The sequence below is a fragment of the Nonomuraea sp. NPDC003214 genome (assembly GCF_053590035.1).
The window spans coordinates 1-18022 of sequence record NZ_JBSFSX010000036.1; the positions used below are offsets into that span (position 1 = coordinate 1).

Sequence of the window (18022 nt, forward strand, 5' to 3'; positions counted from 1 at the left end):
CGGCGGCCGAGCGGGTGAGCGTCACGTCGCGGAAGATGCCGGGCAGCCACCACATGTCCTGGTCCTCCGCCCCCGCAAAGCGCGGCCCGAGCCCGCAAGGCGCGCAGCGCCCGCTGGCGAGGCCCTCCGCAGGTGAAGGACCGCCGGTGGTGCGGGCGCCGCCGGCGGGACGGTCAGCGCCGGTCGAGCAGGGCGTTGATCATCCCCTGCAACTGCTCCCGCCCCGAAACCCCCAGCGCCCCGCCGAGCGCCTCGGCGAGCCGGTCGTACGGGTCCTCCATGGGCACCGCCCCCAGCTCCTCGGCCAGCTCGGCGACGGTCCACGGCCCGTCCCTGTGCACCGCAGGCCCGGCCGTCCACCCCTGGTTCACCGTGACCGTGCCGCCCCTGACGGACAGCACCTGCCCGGTCCGGGGGCACGCGGCGGAGGCCAGGTAGGCGGCGATGGGGGCGACGGCGGCGGGGTGCAGCGGGTCGAAGCCCTCGGCGGGCGGCTCGCCGCCCATCCCGGGCACCTCCAGGGTGAGCCTGGTACGGGCCATCGACGGCGAGACGCAGTTGACCCGCACGCCGTACCTGCCGAGTTCGAGGGCGGCGACGGTGGTGAGGGCGGCCACACCGGCGTTCGCGGAGGCGTAGGAGGCCTGGGTGGGCAGCGGGTTGAGCAGCCCGGAGCCGGACGAGGTGTTGATCACGGCGCGGTCGGCGCGGTCGCCGGCCTCGTACCGTTCGCGCCAGTGGCGGGCCGCCCAGCGGGTGACGGCGAACGTGCCCTTGAGCTTCACCGCCACGACGTCGTCGAACTCGTCCTCGCCCAGGTCGGCCAGGCCGAGGTTGCGTTCGACGGCGGCGTTGTTGACGACGACGTGCAGGTCGCCGAAGGTGTCGACGGCGGTGGCGACCATGCGGCGGGCGCCTTCCCAGTCGGCGACGCTGTCGGTGCTGGCGACGGCCTGGCCGCCGCGCGCGACGATCTCCTCGACCACCTTGGCGGCGACGCCGGTGTCGCCGCCGCTGCCGTCGATCTCGACGCCGGGGTCGTTGACGACGACCTTGGCGCCTTCCGCGGCGAAGAACAGCGCCTCCTCGCGGCCGATGCCGCGGCCCGCTCCGGTGATGAGGGCGACGCGCCCGTCAAGACTGCCCATGGGGTCCTGCCTCTCTCCAAGTGACTACATCCAATGTATTACTACATCAGATGTACTAAACTTGCGGGCATGACGGGATTGCGGGAACTCAAGAAGCAGCGCACACGGCAGGCGCTGGTCGAGGCGGCCGTCCGGCTCTTCGAGGAGCGGGGCTTCGAGCAGGTCACCGTCGCGGAGATCGCCGAGGCGGCCGAGGTGTCGACGCGGACGTTCTTCCTGCACTTCCAGGCCAAGGAGGACGTGCTGTTCGCCAACGCCGACGTGCGGGTGGACCTGGGGCTGCGCGTGGTCGCCGAGCGCGGGGAAGGCGAAAGGCCCGCCGACGTGGTCGCGCGGGCCATGGAGGAGATGATCGGCAACGCCTGGGACGCCGACCTGACGAGCGGGCTGGCGCAGCTACGGGTCCGGCTGGCGGCCACCGCCCCGGCGTTGCAGGCCCGGCTGCTGCACCGCTACGTCACCGCGCAGCACGAGCTGACCCAGGCCCTGCGGCAGGCGTACCCGGACGAACTCGACCCGATCGGGGCGGCCGCGCTCGTGGGCGCGGCGGTGGGGGCGGTGAGCGCGGCGACGCTCGCCGCGCTGGAGCGCGGCGACGCGCCCGCCGAGGTGCGGGCGGCGATGCGCCGCGCCACGGAGCTGATCGCCGGGGCTCAGCCGGGACGGGAGCCCGTCACCAGGTAGACGACGTCACGGGCGACGCGGACCGCGTGATCGGCGTAGCGCTCGTAGTAACGGCCGATGAGCGTGATGTCGATGGCGGGCTCGACGCCGTGGGCCCAGTCCTTGCCCAGGATGTTCTTGAACAGCCGCCGGTGCAGCCGGTCCATCGCGTCGTCGTCCTGCTCCAGCTCCAGGGCCGACTCGACGTCGCGGGAGGCGACGCAGCTGCCGGCCTTGGTGACCAGGTTCTCGGCGATCTGGCCCATCTCCACGATCGTGGAGCGGATCTCCGCGGGGATGGCCGAGTCGGGGTGGCGCAGCCGGGCCACCTTGGCGACGTGCACCGCGAGGTCGCCCATCCGCTCCAGGTCGGTGCCCATGCGCAGCGCCGTGACGACCATCCGCAGGTCGACCGCGACCGGCTGCTGCCTGGCCATCAGGTCGAAGATGGACGCCTCGATGTCCGCGAAGATCGCGTTCACCTCCTCGTCGCGGGAGATCACGCTCTCCGCGAGCTGGAGGTCGGAGTCGAGCAGGGCGGTCGTGGCCCGGGAAATGGCCGAGCGGACAAGCCTGGTCATCTCGACCAGCTTGTCGGTCAGGGAATCAAGTTCTTCATGGTACGCGTCGCGCATGTCGTCACCGTATGTGGGCGTCGATGAACGAACTCCTACGCCGAGATGAACTTTCCGGGAAAGCCGGGTTCATCCGCAGGTGAGAGGGGTGTGCTCGGCGTGGCGCCGCCTACCATCGAAGACATGAGTGAGATGGCCATGAGCTTCGCGGCCCTGGCCGGCTTCGTCGTGGGGGCTCTCGCGGTGCTGTTCTACCGCAATCAGATCGAGGCGCCCAGCCGGGCCGGTGCGGCCACCGACAACGACCCCGGTGCGCTGCCGCAGGGCGTCGCCTCCGTGCTGGCCGTGCTGCCCTCGTCCGCCGTGGTGCTCGACGGCCAGGACCGGGTGCTGCGCGCCAGCTCGGCCGCTCGCGCGTTCGGGCTGGTCAAGGGCGACCGGCTGATGGCGGCCGAGCTGCTCGCGCTGGCGCGCCAGGTGCGCCGCGACGGCGAGATCCGGGAGACCGAGATCGACGTCGCCGGGCACAAGTTCGGGCAGGAGACCACCAGCTTCGCGGTGCGCGTCGCCCCGCTCGGCTCCTACGGGCAGGTGCTAGTCCTCGCCGAGGACCAGACCGAGTCCCGCCGGGTCGAGGCCGTGCGGCGCGACTTCGTGGCCAACGTCAGCCACGAGCTGAAGACCCCCGTGGGCGCGCTGAGCCTGCTCGCCGAGACGATCCAGGACGCCGCCGACGACCCCCAGGCCGTCACCCGCTTCGCCGGCCGCATGCAGCACGAGGCCGCCAGGCTCACCTACCTGGTCCAGGACCTCATCACGCTGAGCAGGATCCAGGGCGCCGAGGCCATCCCCACGCCCGGCCAGGTCTCCATCGACGAGGCCGTCCAGGACGCCATCGACTACTGCAACACCAGGGCCGGGGCCAAGGACATCACGCTCGTCTCCGGCGGCACCGAGGGGCTGCGCATCTGGGGCGACGACGAGCTGCTGGTCACCGCGTTGCGCAACCTCATCGACAACGCGATCGTCTACAGCCCCGAGCACACCCGCGTGGTCATCAGCGCGCGGCCGGCCGGCGACAGCGTCGAGATCAGCGTCAGCGACCAGGGGATCGGCATCTCCGAGGAGCTGCAGGAGCGCATCTTCGAGCGCTTCTTCCGCGTCGACGCCGCCCGCTCCCGGGCGACCGGCGGCACCGGCCTGGGCCTGGCCATCGTCAAACACATAGCCGCCGCGCACGCCGGCGAGGTCTCCGTCTGGAGCAAGGAAGGCTCCGGCTCGACCTTCACGCTGCGCCTGCCCGCCTTCGGCGGGACGGCGCTGCCCGCACCACCCTCGATTCCCCTGGAGACGGTCAGATGACCAGAGTTTTGGTCGTGGAGGACGAGGAGTCCTTCTCCGACGCCCTGTCCTACATGCTGCGCAAGGAGGGGTTCGAGGTCTCTGTCGCGGCGACCGGGCCCGAGGCGCTCGACACCTTCGACCGCAGCGGCGCCGACCTGGTGCTGCTCGACCTCATGCTGCCGGGCCTGCCCGGCACCGAGGTGTGCCGCTCGCTGCGGCAGCGCTCGAAGGTCCCGGTCATCATGCTGACGGCCAAGGACAGCGAGATCGACAAGGTCGTGGGCCTGGAGCTGGGCGCCGACGACTACGTGACGAAGCCGTTCTCCTCGCGTGAGCTCGTCGCCCGCATCCGGGCGGTGCTGCGCCGTCAGGGTGACGTCGTGGAGGAGCTGGAGACCGCGGTGCTGGCCGTCGGCCCGGTCCGGATGGACGTCGACCGCCACGTCGTGGCCGTGCGCGGCGAGCAGGTGCAGCTTCCGCTCAAGGAGTTCGAGCTGCTGGAGGTGCTGCTGCGCAACGCCGGCCGGGTGCTCACCCGCGGCCAGCTCATCGACCGCGTCTGGGGCGCCGACTACGTGGGCGACACCAAGACCCTCGACGTGCACGTCAAGCGCCTGCGCGCGAAGATCGAGGCCGACCCGTCCAACCCGCGCTGCATCCTGACCGTGCGCGGCCTCGGCTACAAGTTCGACGCGGTCGAGGAATAGCCGCATACAACACGAAAACCTCTGTTTCCGGTACGGGATCCCGTACGGGAAACAGAGGTTTTGCCGTGTCTTGAGGCGTCTTAGTGCGTCTTAGTGCGTCTCTTCCGCGGGCGCCGACGGGGTGGGAGTGGGCGTCGGCGGGGGGACGGCGCCGGGGACGGCCGGATACTGCGCGAACTCGCGGCTGCGCGTGACCACAGGGACGTTCATGGAGACGACGCCGGCGTTGGCGAACTGGAGGTCCAGGCGGATGCTCTCGCCGCCCCTGAGGGCCCTGGAGAGGCCTTCCAGCATGATCTGGGGGCTCGGCTTGCCCGTGTCGACGAGCTGGTTGCTCGGGAGCTGCACGGGGGCGGCGAGCTTGGCCGTGGCGGCGTTGCCCGCGCTGACGGCCTGGAGGCTGTCAGGGGTGCCCGAGGAGTTGAGGATGTGCAGGTAGACCGGGGCGGAACCACGCCAGGGAATCTGGCCGCCGGAGTCGGGGCCGAGAATGAACGCCTGAGGGATGTGGACGGTCTGCTTTCCGTAGCTGCCCTGCTCGATGAGGGCCGCTCCCTCGACGGGCGCGTAGGGCTTGTTGGTGTTGGCGTCGAATCCAACCGAACAGCCGGCGAGTACGGGGGCAGCCAGGAACGCGGCGGCGGCGACAATCCAGCGACGGCTGGTCACGGGCGGGTTCTCCTTGGGTCTCGCGCGTGCGGGATGGGCAGCGCCTACCATATCGATCCGATTCCATGGTCATATCCGCACCCCCGCAGGTCATTAGCCATGTCCGGATATGCGATTCATACGCTTGACCGCTTGTCAACCCCCAATATGCGGCTTTGACCTGCAGTTATGATGATTTCACTGTTCCGGGAGCCTGTGGATGCGTGGTACCCTGGAGTACAGCGGAAGGGGTACTTGTCACATGACTTTCCAGGTCGGCGACACTGTCGTCTACCCCCACCATGGGGCTGCTCGGATCGAAGCAATCACGAAGCGATCCATCAAGGGTGAGGAAAAGACCTACCTGGTGCTCAAGGTCGACAAGGGCGACCTTACCGTCCAGGTGCCAGCCGAAAACGCAGAACTCGTCGGTGTGCGCGATGTTGTCGGTCAGGAAGGCCTTGAGCGGGTTTTCGACGTCCTGCGGATGCCGCACACGGAAGAGCCGACCAACTGGTCTCGCCGTTACAAGGCCAATCTTGAGAAGCTCGCTTCCGGCGATGTGAACAAGGTCGCCGAAGTCGTTCGCGACCTGTGGCGGAGGGACCGCGAGCGCGGCCTGTCCGCGGGGGAGAAGCGCATGCTCGCGAAGGCTCGCCAGATCCTGGTCAGCGAGCTCGCGCTCGCGGAGAAGACCAACGAGGACAAGGCGGAAGCCCTGCTCGACGAGGTTCTCAACTCCTGAACACGAACATTCCACGGGTGGGCGTCGGTGTCGACGTCCACCCGTTCGCATCCGGCCGGGAGCTCCATCTCGCCGGCCTCCACTGGCCGGGCGAGACGGGGCTGTCCGGCCATTCCGACGGCGACGCCGCCGCCCACGCGGCCTGCGACGCCCTGCTGTCGGCGGCCGGGCTCGGCGACCTCGGCGGGCTGTTCGGCACCGCCGACCCGCGCTGGGCCGGCGCGTCCGGCGCCGCCCTCCTGGAGGAGACCGCGCGCCAGGTGCGCGCCGCCGGGTTCGAGATCGGCAACGTGGCCGTCCAGGTGATCGGTAACCGCCCCAAACTCGCCCCCCGGCGCCAGGAGGCCGAGAAGGCCCTCAGCGCCGCTCTGGGGGCCCCTGTGAGCCTCAGCGCGACCACCACGGACGGGCTCGGGCTCACCGGGCGCGGCGAAGGCGTCGCGGCCGTCGCGACGGCGCTCGTCGTCAACCGTTCCTGAGACTCGCGCGTCCTCTCTGCCGGGGTGTCCATGGGCGACGGCGGCCCGTCACTGGCGCGGTACGGGCCGCCGTCTTTCAGGGGTAACTTCACTTTTGCCGGGTAGGCCCCCTTGAGACATGTGAACGTCTCGGGGGGAGTCACACATGATCGGCGCGATTGTTTCCGCTGTAGTCATCGGGGCCATCGTCGGAGCACTGGCCCGGCTGCTGGTGCCCGGCAGGCAGAACATGTCCATCGGCCTGACGCTGATCGTCGGCATCGTGGCGGCCCTGCTCGGCACCCTGATCGCCCAGATGTTCGGCTGGGCCGACACCAAGGGCATCGACTGGATCGAACACCTGCTCCAGCTCGCCCTGGCGGTGATAGGCGTGGCCATCGTGGCCCGTATGACGACCAGCGGCAGGCGCGGCGGCCCCGGAACAGGCCGCACAACCGCCTGACCTGCCGATTCTTTACCATCGCGCATATTCGTCGCGTCACGGGTAGCCACCACCCCGTGAGGATGAACGGCTCACCCTCACGGGGAGGTTTGTGACATGACAATCCAATCCATCCTTGGCGCCATCGTGATCGGCGCCGTGATCGGCGCGATCGGTCGTCTCCTGCTTCCCGGCAGGCAGGCCATCGGGTGGATCCTCACCATCGTCGTCGGCATCGTCGCAGCCCTCGTCGGCACGCTGATCGCTCAGGTGCTCGGCGTCGAGACGACCTCCGGCATCGACTGGATCGAGCTCGTGATGCAGGTCGTGCTCGCCATCGTGGGTGTCGGCCTGGTCGCCGGGCTACGCCGCGGCAGCGGCAGCGGACGAAGCATCTGACGCCGCCACGGTTTCTCGCGGGCCCGTCCGGTCATGCCGGGCGGGCCCGTTCCGTTCACTCCTCGGGCGGGAGCGGGGTGCTGCGCAGGCGGCCCGACGGGGCCTGGGCCTGGACTTCGGTGACCACGGGGTGCGGGGCGGTGTCCTCCAGCGCGTCGCGCTCGTCTCGCTCGTCGTCCTTCGACTGCGGGTCGGCGGCCTCGGGGCCGTGCGCGGGATCGGGGACGTCGGCGACCACCGGGACGGGTTGCGTGTCGGCGTCCTTGCCGGCGGCCTTGGGGTGGACCAGCACGTCGGTCGGCTTGACCCGGTCGCCCCAGCGCACCGGACGCCGCGGCTCCTCCTCCTGCGGCTGCAGGATCTCCGGAGGAGAGGCTTCCACGGGTCGCCGGACCTCGGGCTCCTGAGGCTCGGGCTCGTTGGCCTCGGGCTCCTCGACCTTGGGCTCCTGAGCTTGCCAGTGGGTCACCCGCTCCGAGATGGGCGGGGTCTCCGGGGCGGGGGTGGGGCCGACGACCGGCGTGGGCTCCAGCCGGCCCCGCGGCTCCTCGGCCGCCGGCGCGGCAGCCTGCTGGGGAGCGGCCGGGGCGGTCTCAGGCGTGATCTCGGGAGCGTTCTCCGGGGCCCGGTGGAAGGGCACGATGTCGTCCTCGTCCGGCCGCTCGTCGCCGCCGGACGTCCGGCGATCCTGTACGTGCTTGATCAGCAGCAGCCACAGCCACAGCGCGACGGCCAGCATCACCCACGGCGCGATCGCCACGCCGACGGCGGTCGGCGCGACCTGGAACTCCACCCGCAGCGCCACCGCGGCGTCCGCCGCCGCCGCGGCCGCGAGGAGCAGCACCAGCACCACCGCCGCCTGCACGCGGACCAGCGTCCGCGCCGAACGCAGCAGCAGCACGCCGATCAGCGCGACCACCAGGAGTGCCGCGAACCCGGCCGGGTAAAGGTAGGCCAGATCCGGCCTGGCCTCGCCGCGCACGGCGAGCGCCCTGAGGTCGTCGAACGAGAGCGCGCAGGCGGCCCCGGTGAGGGCGGCGACGGCGAGCCCGGCCAGGGCGATGCCCAGCCGGCGGAGCGTAGAGGGGGGAGTCACGTCCATGGCGGTCTCGAGCCTACAGAAGAATGACAGCCCGGACCGATCTGGAGGAGCGACATGACCGAGCTCACCGAGGAAGCGCGCAAGCTGCTCGACGCGCCCAACTTCGCCACGGTGACCAGCGTCAACCCCGACGGCTCACCGCAGTCGACCGTGGTGTGGGTGCGTCTGGACGGCGACGACGTGCTGTTCTCGACCGTCAAGGGGCGCCGCAAGCCGCGCAACTTCGACCGCGACCCGCGCACCAGCCTGCTGGTGATCGACCCCGACGACCCGTACCGGTACGTGGAGGTCCGGGGGCGCGTGACCATGGAGGACGACCCGGAGGGCGCGCTCATTCAGGAGCTGTCGCAGAAGTACACGGGCGGGCCGTTCCATGACAAGCCGGGCGCGCAGCGGGTGATCGTGCGTATCAAGCCGGAGAAGGTCACGCTACGGGGGTGAAGAGGCGTTAGCCTTGCCTTCGTGAGCTTGCACCTTTACGACACCGCCACACGCGCCATCCGCGAATTCGTACCGGTCGAAGCCGGCCGGGCGTCGATTTACCTGTGTGGTGCCACCGTGCAAGCTCCGCCGCATATCGGACATATCCGGTCTGGCGTGAACTTCGACGTGCTGCGCCGGTGGATGACACGTTCCGGTTATGACGTGACTTTCTGCCGCAACGTCACCGACATCGACGACAAGATCATTCGGGTGGCGGCCGCGGAAGGGGTGCCCTGGTTCGTCATCGCCGAGCGCAACCAGCGGGCCTTCACCTGGGCCTACGACACGCTCGGCTGCCTGCCGCCCACCGTCGAGCCGCGCGCCACCGGCCACGTGCCCGAGATGATCGTGCTGATGGAGCGCCTCATCGAGCGCGGCCACGCCTACGCCTCCGGCGGCGACGTCTACTTCAACGTCCGCTCCTACGAGGAGGACTACGGCAAGCTCTCCAACCAGCGGCTGGAGAACATGCGCCCCGCCGCCGACACCGAGGACGAATCGTGCAAGGGCGACCTGCGCGACTTCGCCCTGTGGAAGGGCGAGAAGCCGGGCGAGCCGACCTGGCCCACCCCCTGGGGCCCGGGCCGCCCCGGCTGGCACCTCGAATGCTCCGCGATGGCCACCAAATACCTGGGGCCGACGTTCGACATCCACGGCGGCGGCATCGACCTGATCTTCCCGCACCACGAGAACGAGATCGCCCAGTCCCAGGCGGCCGGCGACGGCTTCGCCCGCTACTGGATGCACAACGGCATGCTCAAGATCGGCGCCGAGAAGATGAGCAAGTCGCTGGGCAACTCGCTGCTCATCCCGGACATGGTGCAGAAGGTGCGCCCCGTCGAGCTGCGCTACTACCTGGCCGCGCCGCACTACCGCTCCTCCATCGAATACTCCGAGGAGGCGCTGCGCGAGGCCGCCGCCGCCTACCAGCGGATCGAGGGCTTCGTCACCCGCGCGGCCGAGGTCATCCACGACGTCGACGCCGACGCGCCGCTCCCGCAGGCGTTCGCCGACGCGCTCGACGACGACCTCGGCACCCCGCAGGCGCTCGCCGTCGTGCACGAGGTGGTCCGCGAGGGCAACGTCGCGCTGGCCAAGGGCGACAAGGAGGCCGTCGCCCGCCTGCTCGCCGAAACCCAGAACATGCTCGACGTCCTCGGCCTCGACCCCCGTTCGCCGCAGTGGCGCTCGGCCGGCTCCGACCTCAAGCCGGTGGTCGACGCCCTGGTCGCGGTGGCCCTGGAGCAGCGCAAGGCCGCCCGCGCCCGCAAGGACTACCCGGCGGCCGACGCCATCCGCGACCAGCTCGCCGCGGCCGGCATCACCGTCGAGGACACCCCCCACGGTCCGCGCTGGGAGCTCAGCCACCAGGCGTGACCCGTTACCCTTGGACGCATGGCAGCTGGTGGCAGGGCGTCGGGCAGGCCCGCGAAGAAGAAGGGCCCCTCGAAGGGCACCGGTGGGCAGGTACGGCGCGGTCTGGAGGGACGCGGCGCGACCCCGCCCGCCGAGATGCGCCACTGGTACAAGGACAAGGCCAGGGCCGAGCGCATCGCCCGCGAGGACCGCGGCGGCGGCGGCGGACGCCGCCCGGCCCCGCGCGCCAAGCGCTCCGACGACGCCCCCGAGCACATCGGCGGGCGCAACCCCGTCCTTGAGGCGCTGCAGGCGGGCGTGCCCGCCAACGCCCTCTACGTCGCCCAGCGCATCGACAACGACGACCGCGTACGCGACTCCATCAAGATCGCGGCAGAGCGCGGCATCGCCCTCCTCGAAGTCACCCGCGACAAGCTCGACAGGCTGACCGAAGGCGCCGTCCACCAGGGCGTCGCGCTCCAGATCCCCGCCTACGACTACGCCCACCCGTCGGAGCTCGTCGAGCTGGCCCACGACGCCGCCGAGACGCCCCTCATCGTGGCCCTCGACGGCGTCACCGACCCGCGCAACCTGGGCGCCATCGCCCGCTCCGCGACGGCCTTCGGCGCCCACGGCCTGCTCGTCCCCTCACGCCGCTCGGCCGGCGTCACCGGCGGCGCCTGGAAGACCTCGGCCGGCACCCTCGCCAACCTCCGCGTCGCCCGCGCCTCCAACCTGACGGCCGCCCTGCGCGAATACCGCGAGGCCGGCCTCTTCGTCATCGGCCTCGACGGCGAGGGCCGCGTCGACATCGGCGACGTCGACCTGCTCGGCGAGCCACTGGTCGTCGTCGTCGGCTCCGAAGGCAAGGGCCTGTCCCGGCTCGTACGCGAACAGTGCGACGTGGTGGCCCGCATCCCGATGGCAGCCGCAGCGGAGTCGCTCAACGCGGGAGTGGCCGCGGGAGTGACGTTGTACGAGGTCGCTCGTCACCGACGTGGTTGAGCGTCTACACTGGTAGGCCGTGCCGACGTAGCTCAATCGGCAGAGCATCTGTCTTGTAAACAGAAGGTCAGGGGTTCGATTCCCCTCGTCGGCTCTGCAAGCGAAAGGCCCCTGAGCAGGCGTTACGCCGTCAGGGGCCTTCTGCATTCCGACCTTCAACCGGTGTCTTCGGCGCCCTTGGGAGCCACCGGGGCCCGCCCGCCCAGGAGAGTGCTGGAGATGGCCTCCGTGGCCGCGCGCCGGTCGCCCTCCAGCAGGTGGCCGTAGACGTCCTTCGTGATCGAGATGCTGGCGTGGCCAAGGACTTCGGACACGACATGCCTTGAGACGTTCCAGGCTGTGCGTGGCCTTGTGCCGTTTGATCGCGTCGATCAGCTCGGGAGTGCGGCAGAGGATACGGCGTGACCGCTTGGTCTTGAGCTCACTGATCACGATGCGGGTCCTGGTCGTGGTGTTCGGGTCGCGGTTCTTGAGTCGCTTGACGGAGTGGGTGACGCGGAGGGTGCGGGCGTCCGGGTCGAAGGCGTTCCACATGAGTCCGAGTGCCTCGCCGCGACGCAGTCCGAAGACGAGGGCCAGGAGGACGAGGACGCCCATACGATGATCGGCTGCTGCACCCTTCTTCATGGCGCGCCCGAGCGGTTCCGCAGGCGGCTCGCCGCCACGGCCGGGGAGGCGGCGGCGCCGGCCTCGTGGTTGGCCGGGGATCTCAAGCGGCCCGCATAGTGGGCAGCATTCGACCGGGTTTCAGCGCTCGCGGCCCAGGAGAGCGGGCACCCGATCATCCAGGCATGCACCCACGCCTACCGCTCGTACGCCTTGGAGGGACGAGCCGCCCCTGGAAACGGTACGACGGGCGCAGCAGTACCTACCAGCCCAGGGCGACGACGCCACACGGGCATGGCTGCTCTGCCTGGAAGCCGAACACCTCGCCGGCCTGGGAGATCGGCAAGCAGCCGAACGGCTACGACAGGCGGAAGAAGCCTTCGACCACGCCCGCCCCCACCGCGAACGCGCCTGGACCCGCTTTCTGGACACCGGCCGCATGGCCGCCTTCCAGCTCTCCGTTCATGTACGACTGGGCGACGAACGGCAGGTGACCGCAGCCGGGCAACAGGCCCTCACCTCCGTTGACGGCTACGGCGACGGCGACCACAAACGCATCGCCGTCATCTACGCCGACATCGCCCAGCACAGTTCCAGATCGGCGACATCCAGACCGGCGTCACCTACGCCCGCCGTCCGGGCGTGCGGCCTGGAGGCCGGTCCCGGACGGAGGCGGCACACCGGGCCGGGCACCGCACGCCGCCCCCGCCGCACCAACCGAACGCACCGACCCAGGTTGCCACGCCGCCGCACAGCTGCAGCCCTACGATCGCCACTGCATGGCCGGTCGCCATAGATGGCTGGGGGCGATCGACGATCCAGGGTTCGTTCCTCACTCTGGCTCACCGAGCAACGTGACTGATCGCGGTTTGGCGGCGGACGGCACGCGGATGCGCGAAGATCATTAAGCGTGGCCCATGGCGGTGTCAGCTGAGAGGAAACGTCCGTGATCGACTCAACCTACAGCGAGTGGTTTCGCCTGCAAACCCGGCTGGTCGTCGACTTGACATGGTGTTCCGCCACCGAAATTGACGACGTCCTGGCTGCGTACGACATCTCACCCGAGAGCGCTCAGCCGGCACGCTTCAACGCAGACGACGTGGACATGTTCATCGGGCGCCTCGGCAGTGGCACCGTCATCATGGACTACCGCGTCGATTCTGTCACCGAGGGTGCTCTTCCCATTCTGGCGCAGTATGGCCCCTGCCTGAGCGCTGTATGGATCGATGACGCCCCGGCCTTGGTCTCTTATCGAACGGAAAGCGGCCTGGTGGTCAAGTTTGACATGCTGGATTGGGACTGGTATCCAGTTCCTGATCTCGCCAGTGTCGAGCAATGGATCGCTGCCAGCCCAGCGGGTCGGGAGACCTGGGAGAACAGTTGTGGTCTCGCCACGCTCATCACCGCCGAAGCGCTATGCCAGGCTGTGGTCGACGACGAATGGATGCGATCCGTACACACTGGCGTCACCTCACCACATCCGCTGGTGCAGGAGACGCCGGCAGGCTCACGCTCGCTCGGTTCGACCCTCGAAAAATACGGTTACCTCACACCGTAGAACAGGGGTCCGGCAGAACAGACCTCGTGACCACACACGTGATCGCCGTGTCATTAGCGTGCCATTAGGGGTGGTCAACAAAGGTCGGCACGGTCACTGGCGGACTGCCGGTCGCCCAGGTCGAGGCCGTGGTACTCGAAGATTAGACCCATTGCAAGCAGGTGATCCACCGAGGTCTTTGGGAGCCACCCGAGTGGACGATCACGAACTACGGCGGACAGAGGCGAACGGTGAGGATGCCGCCAGACGAGGTGGCGGACGCCTGCGAACGCCAGTGAAGATCGGTTGGGGACCTCGTAAACAGAAGGGTCAGGGGTTCGATTCCCCTCGTCGGCTCTGCAGCTCAAAGGCCCCTTCCGAGATCCGGGAGGGGCCTTTCGATTTCGCAGCGCCGTACAGCAACTGCGTTACCTTTCCAGCTCGCGATAGCGGCAGGGCGGCCAGGGCCGTCCGTAGCCGCGTGATGTGATGCAGCCGTGGTTCAACCCGTCGTATGACGCCCCCTGCCTGCGCGGATACTCCGGGGCCAGAGTCAGCTCGACCAGACGTGACCTCACCGTCACAGCCCGCCATGCTTGACAGATCACCATCAGCGCAAACCGGTGCAAATGAGAAGGGCCAGCGGTTAGGGTCTGTCGCGATGACAACTCCTGCTATGCCGGGCGCGCGGTGGCTGCTGCTGGACGAGTACACCGGCGAGGTGGGTGAACCGGACGTCACGCTGGGCGTGTGCCACGACATCGACGGGCTCTTCTCAGACCCCGAGCCCATCCCTCTACCAGAGACCTTCACTCTGCTCGGCTGTGAGCCTACGGGGCCGCTGCTGAAGGCGCTGGGGCATCTGGGGACCGAGCGGGCGTGGCTGCCCAGCATCGCCTTGTATCCCATCCACCGCCAGCGGCCTGACAGGTGCCTATGGGACGAGCGCGGGTGTACCTGCGTGGAAGAGCTCATCGACGTCACCGTGATCGGCCGACGCCCGTCGGCGACACGGGATGGCCTTGTCGACCTCGACCTGCGCGGGTATGTCCGGCTGCTTCCGAGGGCGGGGCTGCCGGAGGACAAGCCGGACGTGACGGGGTTTCGGCTGGCCGCGCTTGATGACGTGAAGCTCGGCTGGTGTCTTGATGTTGCTGGAGTCTTCCGCAAGCGACCGGCCGCGCCGATCCGGCCCGTGACCCTGATCGGCTTTCTTCCCGAAGCGCCGCCGTTGCTGAGGAGCATCGAGGGAAGCAAGATCACGGCCTCTGTCATGGCCCTTCAATACGACGGGCGGATCGCCGGCGGGGGCGGGCTGCTGTCGGCCACCGTCATCGCCGCCCGCCCGTCGAAGTTGGGCGATGGGCTGCTGGACATCACCCTCGACGGTGGGATCGAGAAGCCGACACCCAGTGGCGCTCGCGAGATCTTCCAAATGTGGTACGACGGCGGTCCGGCCCGGCCCAACCTGTGGACACGCTATGACCGGCTGCTGCAACGCGAATGGCTTGGTCTGGCAGTCAGTCGGCACCTTCTTCAGGGCGGACAGCCGAATAAGCCAGCCGGGACGACCTATCACCTCGACGGTCGTTTCGTCACCGACATCGACGCCTTCTATTGCGCCATTGGAGAAGCGATCAACGGCCTCGGCGGCTATTTCGGCTGGGACCTCAACGCTCTCGACGACTGCCTCGCCGGCGGATGGGGTGCCACCAGCCCGTTCCGGCTGATCTGGCACCACTCTGATGTGGCCCGCCGCCACCTCGTCGCCGGCTACGACCGGCCGGACCACCGCCTGCGCGACTGGGGGCCGAGCATCGAACTGGACGACCTTCTGGAGATCTTCTCCGAGCACAGAGTCGAGGTCGAGTTCCGCTGACTTCACGGCTCGACTCACCTCTGACAAATCGGCATGGCGTCACCACTGCAGCCAGCTATGCGCGATAGATAACCGTGAGTGCCAACCAAGGCATACGTGCTTGAATGACAAGCTCAGGGCCTTGATCGCTATTGGTAAGGCCGGTATTGAGCCGGTCCGGAGCGTTGTGGGTGGCCAGCTTGACGCCGGGTGTCTCGGGACTCGACCGTCCAGGGACCCCCGTAGATGAGCACCAGCCATGGACAATCCAGCTTTACGGCTAGAACCCCACGTACGGAAGCGCTGGCCACATCCACAACATGACACGCCACCACAGCAAGACCCGGAACACGTACGCAATGATCAAGTAGGTAGAAGCCACGACAATGCGAGCGTTCGCGGCTCAGCGATCGAGCGGTGCGCAATGAAAGCGATCCGCTTCCAATCCGACGGCCGTAGGCTCCACCTCGGAAGGGTCCGCTAGGCAGGGAAGTCGGTGTCCCAGGGATAGGCGAACCGATCGGGCGCTACCCCCCAATCCTGGAGCAGGGTGAGAAGGGCGGCCTCGTCGGTGGCGAGGGTGCGCTTGATTTCGTTGCTTCCGATGTCGTAGTCCCAGCCGCCGAGGTGCTCGGTGACGTATTCGCAGTGTGTGAGCTGGAAGCTGCGTCTCTCGTCGTTACGGGTCCAGCCCTGTCGCTGGGCGGCATCGTCGGCATCAGTTTGCAGGGGGCGGATCTCGATCCATGCCCGGTACTGCGGCTCGCTCGCCTCGACTTCGGCGACGAGGGATCTGCCAAGGCGAAGCGCGCTTAGCTTGTCCGTAGGGAAGACTGCCTCAGCGGGTTGCTCCACAGGGTTCAGCGTCTCATGGTGGCGTCCGGGGGACCGTGCAATATATGTGCAATGATCTCGCTGGTTTGAGGCTGCCTGATAAGTTGGAGCCGCAGGTCAGGAGCATGGCGTCGATAGGAACGGTCACGAACTGCAGCCATCGGCGCCTGGCAGGCGTACCCGATGTGTTGCCTGTCAGGGCGGTCAATGAGGGAGAGCCGCGGGAGACGCGGACAGGGTGGCTGTCACGCTGATCTGCACTGCGGCAGGTCCTGGGGGGCTACGCGCCGATACAGGTGGAGAGCTTCGATGGACAGTCCCAGATCAGCCGCGAAGATCAGGCCCTGGCGCTCCGACTCGGCCTTGTCGTAGCCGACGGCGTGTTCGCTCTCATCCGAGCATTGACTGAGCCGGTTCCCGTCCGATGCGTCATCAGCGCGAACGACACCTGCGGCGTGTTCCGATTCCACCAGATCCGCACCGGGGACGAGTGGATCGATAAGATCCTGAGGAATCGGGACGACCTAGACATGATTGTCGTAGCCGAACGCCATCCCTGCGCGTGCTCGCTACGTGTTGCAGGCGAGTTCCCCAGCGGGCTACCGCCACCGAGCACGGGCTGGTGGAGGAAGTGGCATCGATCTGGATTCGGGAGCCTCCTCTCGTCGGCTCTGCCTTTTGGCTTCTGTGCTCTTCAAGTCTTGTCTGCGTTTTCGGGACCACCGGGAGTGCTTCCTCTGGAAAGTGCTGGAGATGGCCTCGGTCGCAGCGCGCCGGTCACCTTCCTGTAGACGTCCTTGGTGATCGCGATGCTGGCGTGGTTGAAGACCTCGGACGCAACTGCGGCGGTATCCCCTGGGCGAGCATGGGCGACGCGCCCGAGTCGCAGCGTGGCTGATCAGCTTAAGACGGTGGATGGCGATGAGGTACAGCGCTCAGGTCATGTAGCCGAGGCTCCCGGCTATCGTGCGAGCGCCCCGCCTACGACAGGTCGTACTCGTCAATCCATAGAGCGGCTCCAGCTCTGTGAAGAAAGCTGATGGTTTCTTCGTCAAGAACGAGCCCTCGGGGGTTGGAGCCCTCTCTTGGTTCGAACGACCGAAGCATGACCAGCGTGGCCTCTGCGCCACCAGCGGTCAGCTCTCCGATGCGATCCCAGGTGCCGGCTAACTGATTCATCACGGCGTCCACCTGCTCATCGAGTGAGGTGGTCTCTGCAAGGCCGGAGTCGAGAATCCATTCGTGTCGTGGCGGTATCAGGCGTCCGCTCTTCGTGCCGCGTCGTGATTCCTTCGCCTCAGACCGGGTCGGCTCGACGCCCACGTGCTGGGTGATCTGGCTTGGATCCAGTTCATCGGAATGAATTACGAAGTAGACCTGCTGAGCGACGATCATGCGGACACGGTAGCGGTTCACGGCTTGGCGGACGTCTGCGTGGCTGGAAGGGAGGCGGCGATGTGCTCGTTGGGATGGATCGGAACATGCACGCCATGGAACGCATCGGCGAGCGCGCTTGGCAGGGCCTCAGGCTTGGCGAAGTGGGGCATTCAGGATGCGGCGACGTCCGCGCGCGTCCACGGTGGAGTTCGTGTCGGGGTACGGCTCCCCGTCGTGTGGCAGGGGTCCGGCTGCCTCATATCCCGATGTATCAGTCCACGCCGCATCCCGGCGGCGGCGCGTGCCCATCCGGTCATCCTGTGGCCGCACTGGCGTGCCGAGCTTGTCGAGGGGATGGAGTGACCATGCCGATCGCCGTGCGGCGTCAGCCTTCTCGGGCCGGCCACTACGCCGGAATCCACCGACGCATCTGGCCGGTGATGTTTAGGGCGTTAAGGTGGCGCATGTTCAACAAGCCTCCTGGATGGCTGTATCTCACTGTGTTCTCCGCCGTGGCCGGCGTCATTCTGTACTGGGCGAGTGTCCCCCACTGGTACGTCCTCGAGATGTTCCTGGTGGGCCTCTTCTTCGGGCTCCCGCTGTGGGTGATCTGGATGATCCGGTTCAGCATGGCGATAAGTGAATCGCCCCGGGTTCGGTGGAGACTTGATCTCTTGAGAGGATCGAGTCCATGCCAGGTAAGTCTCCCTACCCCGCCGAGCTGCGCCGCCGAGC

General features: G+C 68.2%; 21 protein-coding genes and 1 tRNA gene. 14 read left to right on the forward strand and 8 right to left on the reverse strand.

The window, feature by feature from the left end:
- Window positions 1-173: 173 nt before the first annotated feature.
- Window positions 174-1148, reverse strand: coding sequence for an SDR family NAD(P)-dependent oxidoreductase (locus tag ACWDXC_RS44950; protein WP_357592768.1), 975 nt, complete (start codon window positions 1146-1148; stop codon window positions 174-176).
- 69 nt (window positions 1149-1217) lie between these two features.
- Here ACWDXC_RS44950 and ACWDXC_RS44955 point away from each other — a divergent pair, with 69 nt between their 5' ends.
- Window positions 1218-1832 carry a TetR family transcriptional regulator gene (locus tag ACWDXC_RS44955; RefSeq protein WP_219515781.1) on the forward strand — a complete coding sequence of 205 codons (615 nt, stop codon included), beginning with the start codon at window positions 1218-1220 and terminating at the stop codon, window positions 1830-1832.
- Here the strand turns inward: ACWDXC_RS44955 and phoU are convergent.
- On the reverse strand, window positions 1802-2446 hold the full coding sequence (gene phoU, locus ACWDXC_RS44960) for a phosphate signaling complex protein PhoU (protein WP_219515778.1): 645 nt from the start codon (window positions 2444-2446) through the stop codon (window positions 1802-1804). The two genes, ACWDXC_RS44955 and phoU, sit on opposite strands and share 31 nt — an antisense overlap.
- Window positions 2447-2578: 132 nt before the next feature.
- Between phoU and ACWDXC_RS44965 the strand changes: the two genes are divergently transcribed.
- Entirely contained in the window at window positions 2579-3748 is a 1170-nt protein-coding gene (locus tag ACWDXC_RS44965; protein ID WP_219515870.1) for a sensor histidine kinase, read from the forward strand.
- Window positions 3745-4437, forward strand: coding sequence for a response regulator transcription factor (locus ACWDXC_RS44970; protein WP_357592766.1), 693 nt, complete (start codon window positions 3745-3747; stop codon window positions 4435-4437). The genes ACWDXC_RS44965 and ACWDXC_RS44970 overlap by 4 nt, the downstream gene beginning before the upstream one ends.
- Window positions 4438-4527: 90 nt before the next feature.
- Here the strand turns inward: ACWDXC_RS44970 and ACWDXC_RS44975 are convergent, their stop codons facing one another.
- Window positions 4528-5106 (reverse strand): copper chaperone PCu(A)C, encoded by a 579-nt coding sequence (locus ACWDXC_RS44975; RefSeq protein ID WP_449993176.1) that lies wholly within the window; start codon window positions 5104-5106, stop codon window positions 4528-4530.
- A 241-nt stretch (window positions 5107-5347) separates the two neighbouring features.
- Between ACWDXC_RS44975 and ACWDXC_RS44980 the strand changes: the two genes are divergently transcribed.
- From ACWDXC_RS44980 to ACWDXC_RS44995, 4 genes are all read left to right on the forward strand, one after another.
- A complete protein-coding gene (locus tag ACWDXC_RS44980) occupies window positions 5348-5830 on the forward strand; it encodes a CarD family transcriptional regulator (protein WP_043624891.1) in 483 nt (160 codons plus the stop codon).
- Between the two features lie 17 nt (window positions 5831-5847).
- A complete protein-coding gene (ispF, locus tag ACWDXC_RS44985; RefSeq protein ID WP_449993178.1) occupies window positions 5848-6309 on the forward strand; it encodes a 2-C-methyl-D-erythritol 2,4-cyclodiphosphate synthase in 462 nt (153 codons plus the stop codon).
- 145 nt (window positions 6310-6454) lie between these two features.
- Complete coding sequence (locus ACWDXC_RS44990; protein WP_375075163.1) at window positions 6455-6751, forward strand: GlsB/YeaQ/YmgE family stress response membrane protein; 297 nt, start codon at window positions 6455-6457, stop codon at window positions 6749-6751.
- 96 nt (window positions 6752-6847) lie between these two features.
- Entirely contained in the window at window positions 6848-7129 is a 282-nt protein-coding gene (locus tag ACWDXC_RS44995) for a GlsB/YeaQ/YmgE family stress response membrane protein (protein WP_219515705.1), read from the forward strand.
- Window positions 7130-7184: 55 nt separating this feature from the next.
- Here ACWDXC_RS44995 and ACWDXC_RS45000 read toward each other — a convergent pair whose 3' ends face one another.
- Window positions 7185-8231 carry a DUF2637 domain-containing protein gene (locus ACWDXC_RS45000; RefSeq protein ID WP_449993181.1) on the reverse strand — a complete coding sequence of 349 codons (1047 nt, stop codon included), beginning with the start codon at window positions 8229-8231 and terminating at the stop codon, window positions 7185-7187.
- Between the two features lie 54 nt (window positions 8232-8285).
- On the opposite strand from ACWDXC_RS45000, the gene ACWDXC_RS45005 reads away from it, so the two are divergent.
- The 4 genes from ACWDXC_RS45005 to ACWDXC_RS45020 all read left to right on the forward strand — a co-directional run bounded on the left by ACWDXC_RS45005 (window position 8286) and on the right by ACWDXC_RS45020 (window position 11169).
- The gene (locus ACWDXC_RS45005; protein WP_219515679.1) at window positions 8286-8672 is read left to right on the forward strand and encodes a PPOX class F420-dependent oxidoreductase; all 387 of its coding nucleotides are present in this window, start codon (window positions 8286-8288) and stop codon (window positions 8670-8672) included.
- 21 nt (window positions 8673-8693) lie between these two features.
- Window positions 8694-10091 carry a cysteine--tRNA ligase gene (gene cysS / locus ACWDXC_RS45010; protein WP_357592760.1) on the forward strand — a complete coding sequence of 466 codons (1398 nt, stop codon included), beginning with the start codon at window positions 8694-8696 and terminating at the stop codon, window positions 10089-10091.
- A gap of 18 nt (window positions 10092-10109) precedes the next feature.
- Entirely contained in the window at window positions 10110-11075 is a 966-nt protein-coding gene (rlmB, locus tag ACWDXC_RS45015) for a 23S rRNA (guanosine(2251)-2'-O)-methyltransferase RlmB (RefSeq protein WP_449993184.1), read from the forward strand.
- Window positions 11076-11096: 21 nt separating this feature from the next.
- Window positions 11097-11169: transfer RNA gene (locus ACWDXC_RS45020), tRNA-Thr, on the forward strand.
- A 61-nt stretch (window positions 11170-11230) separates the two neighbouring features.
- Here ACWDXC_RS45020 and ACWDXC_RS45025 read toward each other — a convergent pair.
- The gene (locus tag ACWDXC_RS45025) at window positions 11231-11389 is read right to left on the reverse strand and encodes a hypothetical protein (RefSeq protein ID WP_449993186.1); all 159 of its coding nucleotides are present in this window, start codon (window positions 11387-11389) and stop codon (window positions 11231-11233) included.
- 650 nt (window positions 11390-12039) lie between these two features.
- A complete protein-coding gene (locus ACWDXC_RS45030) occupies window positions 12040-12270 on the reverse strand; it encodes a hypothetical protein (RefSeq protein WP_449993188.1) in 231 nt (76 codons plus the stop codon).
- Between the two features lie 357 nt (window positions 12271-12627).
- Here ACWDXC_RS45030 and ACWDXC_RS45035 point away from each other — a divergent pair, with 357 nt between their 5' ends.
- Together ACWDXC_RS45035 and ACWDXC_RS45040 are read left to right on the forward strand one after the other, a co-directional pair.
- A complete protein-coding gene (locus ACWDXC_RS45035) occupies window positions 12628-13239 on the forward strand; it encodes a hypothetical protein (RefSeq protein WP_449993190.1) in 612 nt (203 codons plus the stop codon).
- Window positions 13240-13879: 640 nt separating this feature from the next.
- Entirely contained in the window at window positions 13880-15097 is a 1218-nt protein-coding gene (locus ACWDXC_RS45040; protein WP_449993192.1) for a barstar family protein, read from the forward strand.
- Between the two features lie 459 nt (window positions 15098-15556).
- Here ACWDXC_RS45040 and ACWDXC_RS45045 read toward each other — a convergent pair whose 3' ends face one another.
- Both ACWDXC_RS45045 and ACWDXC_RS45050 read right to left on the reverse strand, forming a co-directional pair.
- Window positions 15557-15931, reverse strand: coding sequence for a hypothetical protein (locus ACWDXC_RS45045; RefSeq protein ID WP_449993194.1), 375 nt, complete (start codon window positions 15929-15931; stop codon window positions 15557-15559).
- Between the two features lie 960 nt (window positions 15932-16891).
- Window positions 16892-17305, reverse strand: a complete 414-nt coding sequence (locus ACWDXC_RS45050; RefSeq protein ID WP_449993195.1) for a DUF4279 domain-containing protein — start codon at window positions 17303-17305, stop codon at window positions 16892-16894.
- Between the two features lie 446 nt (window positions 17306-17751).
- Here ACWDXC_RS45050 and ACWDXC_RS45055 point away from each other — a divergent pair.
- A partial coding sequence (locus ACWDXC_RS45055; protein WP_449993197.1) for a hypothetical protein occupies window positions 17752-18022 on the forward strand: 271 nt, incomplete at its 3' end.

Excerpts from the sequence above, each read along its gene's own strand:
- ACWDXC_RS44950 (WP_357592768.1), bottom strand. The coding sequence starts at position 1,148 with ATGGGCAGTCTTGACGGGCGCGTCGCCCTCATCACCGGAGCGGGCCGC.
- ACWDXC_RS44955 (WP_219515781.1), top strand. The coding sequence starts at position 1,218 with ATGACGGGATTGCGGGAACTCAAGAAGCAGCGCACACGGCAGGCGCTG.
- phoU (WP_219515778.1), bottom strand. The coding sequence starts at position 2,446 with ATGCGCGACGCGTACCATGAAGAACTTGATTCCCTGACCGACAAGCTG.
- ACWDXC_RS44965 (WP_219515870.1), top strand. The coding sequence starts at position 2,579 with ATGGCCATGAGCTTCGCGGCCCTGGCCGGCTTCGTCGTGGGGGCTCTC.
- ACWDXC_RS44970 (WP_357592766.1), top strand. The coding sequence starts at position 3,745 with ATGACCAGAGTTTTGGTCGTGGAGGACGAGGAGTCCTTCTCCGACGCC.
- ACWDXC_RS44980 (WP_043624891.1), top strand. The coding sequence starts at position 5,348 with ATGACTTTCCAGGTCGGCGACACTGTCGTCTACCCCCACCATGGGGCT.
- ACWDXC_RS44990 (WP_375075163.1), top strand. The coding sequence starts at position 6,455 with ATGATCGGCGCGATTGTTTCCGCTGTAGTCATCGGGGCCATCGTCGGA.
- ACWDXC_RS44995 (WP_219515705.1), top strand. The coding sequence starts at position 6,848 with ATGACAATCCAATCCATCCTTGGCGCCATCGTGATCGGCGCCGTGATC.
- ACWDXC_RS45000 (WP_449993181.1), bottom strand. The coding sequence starts at position 8,231 with ATGGACGTGACTCCCCCCTCTACGCTCCGCCGGCTGGGCATCGCCCTG.
- ACWDXC_RS45005 (WP_219515679.1), top strand. The coding sequence starts at position 8,286 with ATGACCGAGCTCACCGAGGAAGCGCGCAAGCTGCTCGACGCGCCCAAC.
- rlmB (WP_449993184.1), top strand. The coding sequence starts at position 10,110 with ATGGCAGCTGGTGGCAGGGCGTCGGGCAGGCCCGCGAAGAAGAAGGGC.
- ACWDXC_RS45040 (WP_449993192.1), top strand. The coding sequence starts at position 13,880 with ATGACAACTCCTGCTATGCCGGGCGCGCGGTGGCTGCTGCTGGACGAG.
- ACWDXC_RS45050 (WP_449993195.1), bottom strand. The coding sequence starts at position 17,305 with ATGATCGTCGCTCAGCAGGTCTACTTCGTAATTCATTCCGATGAACTG.